This is a genomic window from Planomonospora algeriensis, from assembly GCF_977012225.1.
On the sequence record NZ_CDRNDK010000530.1, the window covers coordinates 1 to 3,897 of the forward strand.

Below are 3,897 nucleotides of genomic sequence, written 5' to 3' on the forward strand. Positions count from 1 at the left end.
CTCGTCCCGGCCGCCGGGCGGTCCCGCCCCCGGCCCTCGCGGCCCCCTTCACGGCGCCGGCGGTCTCGGCGGTCTCGCCCTCGCCCCCGTTCCCGGTGTGGGCGGTCTCGGCGTTCTCTCCCACGGCCTCACCGGCCTCCTTCGCGGTGTCGGCGCTGTGCCTGCTGCGTCAGGTGAGGGCGACCCGGAACCGGTCGGGGGCGCCGTCGAATACACCGCCCGAGACGTCGTCGCTCCCGTCCCTGCGGACCGCGTCCCCGTCCGGCCGGAGGATGTCCCGCACCACGAAGGCCATCATGATCAGAATGGTGATCGCGCGCCCCCAGACGGCGGTGAAGTAGGTGTCACCGGCGATGCCCAGGTGCTCGTTGCCCTCCTGGATCCCGACGAGGTACAGCCAGATCGCGAAGAAGTACCAGCACTCGGCGGCCATCCAGAGCGCGATCGGCTTCCAGTTCGGCCGGGCCAGCACCGCGAAGGGGATCAGCCACAGCACGTACTGCGGCGACCAGACCTTGTTGGTGAGCATGAAGGCGGCCAGCGTGAGGAAGCAGAGCTGCATCAGCCGGGGCCGTTCCCGGGCGGTCAGCGTCAGCACCGCGATGGCCGCGCAGAACGCGGCGAGCGAGAGCACGCCCAGGGTGTCGAGCCGGTCGGCATCGCCGAGGATCGGCCACTGCTTCTGGTTGAAGAAGTACCAGAGCGAGCCCCAGTCGGCCGGCCGCTCCTCGCTGAAGACGTAGAACCGCTTCCAGCCCTCGAAGGCGAAGAGCATCACCGGGACGTTGACGGCCAGCCAGGCGCCCGCCGTACCGCCGACGGTCTGCAGGAACGGCTTCCACCGGCCGGTCCGCCAGGCCAGCAGGAAGAGCGGGCCGAGGAACATCAGCGGGTAGAACTTCGTGGCGATGGCCAGGCCCAGCAGGACGCCCGCGAGCCACTGCCGCCGCTTGGCCCAGGCGAGCAGCGCGCCGAGCGCCAGAGCGTTGGCCGCCAGGTCCCAGTTGATGTACGCGGTGAGGATCAGGGCGGGCGCCAGGGCGTACCAGAGCGCGTCCCAGCGGCGGGCCGGACCGGCCAGCGCCGCCATCAGCAGCACGCCGACGACCAGGCAGACCGCCATCAGGATCACGGTCAGGTCGTAGAACACCGTCCCGGCCGCCGTGGTGTTCGCGTCGCCGGGGATGATCCGGCGGAAGAACTCCATGATGGCCCCGATGCCGACGGGATACTCCACCGGGAAGTCGACGTAGGGGACCATGCCCTCGTTGAGCTTCTCGTTCCACCACAGCGGATAGATGTCGGTGTAGCAGAAGTTCGTGAACTGGAGCGTGCCGTGGTTCCAGGCCCCGCCGAAGCGGCACGGCCACTTCCACACGTAGGCCAGGACCGCCCCCAGCCCCGCGAACAGGGCCAGGGGCAGGTACGGCGCCGCCCGCACGCCGAAGTTCGCCGGCGACTCCGGCAGCGGCTCCTCCGTCGTCCGGACGCCCATCAGGATCGCCGGCCGCTCGGCGTCGGTGTCGGCTTCGGCGTGACCGCCGGCGGGGTGCCGCCGACGTTCGTGTTGAAGCCGCCGTCACCGCCGTCGCCGATGCCGCCGTCCCCGATGTCCGGGGGACCGCCGTCGGCTCCGGTCTCGCACGCCCAGTCGCCCGGCGCGCACCGCATCCCGTCGGGCGTCTCCGGCATGCCGTCGCCCGGCCAGCCGTCACCGTCGCCGTCGCCCTCCATGGTGGGGGTCGGCGTGGGCGTCGGCTTCGGGGTGGCCAGGTTGTTCACGCTGCCGATCCCGGCCTTCGGCGGGAACTGCTTGACCTCGTCCTTGGCGGTCACGGCGGCCATGTAGTCGTGCCAGATCTGGGTGGGGGTGCCGCCGCCGCCGATGAAGGAGGGCATCGGCTCCTCGTCCCAGTAGATCGTCTTACCCTGGAACTTCTCGGGGTTGGCGACCTGGCCGAACTCGTTGACCTTGATCTTCTTGCGTCCGGGCTTGTCCCACGGCCGGTCGTAGGGCACGTCCTTGGACATGCCGACCGCGGTGACCAGCTGCGGGGTGAAGCCGACGAACCAGGCGTCCTTGTACTCGTTGTTGGTGCCGGTCTTGCCGGCCACCGGGCGCACGCCCAGGTTCGCGGCGCCGCCGGTGCCGCCCTTGACCACGGCCTGCATGGCGAAGGTCGCGTCGGCCGCCGCCTCGGGGCTGATCACCTGCTCGGGCCGCTTCAGTTCCGCCGCGAGCAGGGTCCCGTCCGGGCCGGTCACCGTCTGGACGGTGTGCCACTTCACGTGCTTGCCCTCGTTGGCGAAGATCGAGTAGCCGGCGGCCTGCTCGACCGCGGTGACCGCGGCGCTGCCGATGGTCATGGCGTACTTGTGGTTCTCCATCGACCAGTCGACCGAGTTCTTCCCGCCGTAGGACGGGTGCGTCTTCGCCCGCTCGCCGACGCCGGCCGCCTTGGCGACCTCGGCCACCTTCTCCAGCCCGACCTCCTTGCCCATCTGGACGAAGACCGTGTTCACCGAGCTGGCCATGGCCTTGACCATGTTGATCGGGCCGAAGTTCTGCTTGCCCGAGTTGCTGATCGGCTTGGTCCCGGGCATCTCGATGGTGCTCTTGCCGTCGACGTAGCTGTCCAGGGAGTGGCCCGCCTCCAGCCAGGCGGCGAGCACGTACGGCTTGAACGCCGAGGCGGCCTGCTTGAGGGAGTCGAACGCGCGGTTGTTGAAGTCCTGGGTGAAGTCGTCACCGCTGTAGAAGGCGAGCACCCGGCCGTTCCTGGGGTCCACGGAGGCCACCGAGGCGTGGATGGTGGGGTCGAGCCCCTTCGTCCTGGCGTTCACCGTATCCCTGGCGGCGATCATCATGTCCTTGTCGAAGGTCGTGACGATCCGGAGCCCGCCGGTCTCCAGCCGCTTCTCGTCGAAGCCGCGCGCCTTGAGCTCGCGGCGCACGATCTCGAGCATGTAGCCCTTGAGGCCCTTGTTGACCTCGGAGTGCTTGACCTCCTCGAACTTCAGCTTCTCGAACGGCACCCCGACGTACTTGCCGTACGCCCCCGGGTTCATCAGGTTCATACCGCTGAGCGCGTACTCGTAGCGCTCCTTGGTCGCGGCGAAGTTGCCGCTCTGCTCCAGGGTGTCGAACCGGCTCGGGTTCTGGATGCGGCCCGCGAGGTAGGCCGCCTCGGGCACGCTCAGCTCCCAGACGTGCTTTTTGAAGAACGCCTTCGCGGCCGCCTCGATGCCGTTGGCGCCGCGGCCGAAGTAGATGGTGTTGAGGTACCGGGTGAGGATCTCCTCCTTGGACAACTGCTTGTTGACCTTGACCGCGACGAAGATCTCGGTGATCTTCCGCTTGGGGGAGATGTCCTTGCTGATGCCCTCGTAGTAGCCGCGGACGTACTGCTGGGTGATGGTCGAGGCGCCCTGGATCTGGGTGCCGCTGACGGTGCTCCAGACCGCCCGGGCCATGCCGGTGAAGTCGATGCCGCTGTCCTCGCGGAAGCTGCGGTTCTCCACGGCGATCACCGCGTCCTGGACGTGCCGGGGGATCTGCTTGTACTCCACCGGGGTGCGCTTGACACCGATCGTGGCGATCCGGGTCTTGCCGTCCCGGTAGTAGATGACGCTGCCCCGGTCGTTCACGTCGTCCTTGGGCAGGTCGGGGATGGGGGTGTTGGCGTAGGCCACGGCGATCATGCCGAAGACACCCGCGGTGAGGATCGTGAAGCTCGCCAGCACGATCTTCCAGCTCGGGATGAAGCGCCTCCAGCCCTTGCGTCCGGGCTTGTCCTCCGCCGAAGGGTCCTCAGGCCCGCCCGGTCCGCCCGGCCCGCCGGAGCCTCCCGGTCCGCCTGAGCCGCGTCCGCCCCGGCCCCGACGGCCCCTGCCGCC

The 3,897-nt window shown here is 69.2% G+C and carries 2 protein-coding genes; both read right to left on the reverse strand.

Going from position 1 to position 3,897, the window contains the following annotated elements:
• Positions 1-169: 169 nt before the first annotated feature.
• A complete protein-coding gene (locus ACWJ6R_RS31800) occupies positions 170-1,495 on the reverse strand; it encodes a glycosyltransferase family 87 protein (RefSeq protein ID WP_449065762.1) in 1,326 nt (441 codons plus the stop codon).
• On the reverse strand, positions 1,495-3,897 hold a 2,403-nt coding region (locus ACWJ6R_RS31805), incomplete at its 5' end, for a transglycosylase domain-containing protein (protein WP_449065763.1). The genes ACWJ6R_RS31800 and ACWJ6R_RS31805, both read right to left, overlap by 1 nt.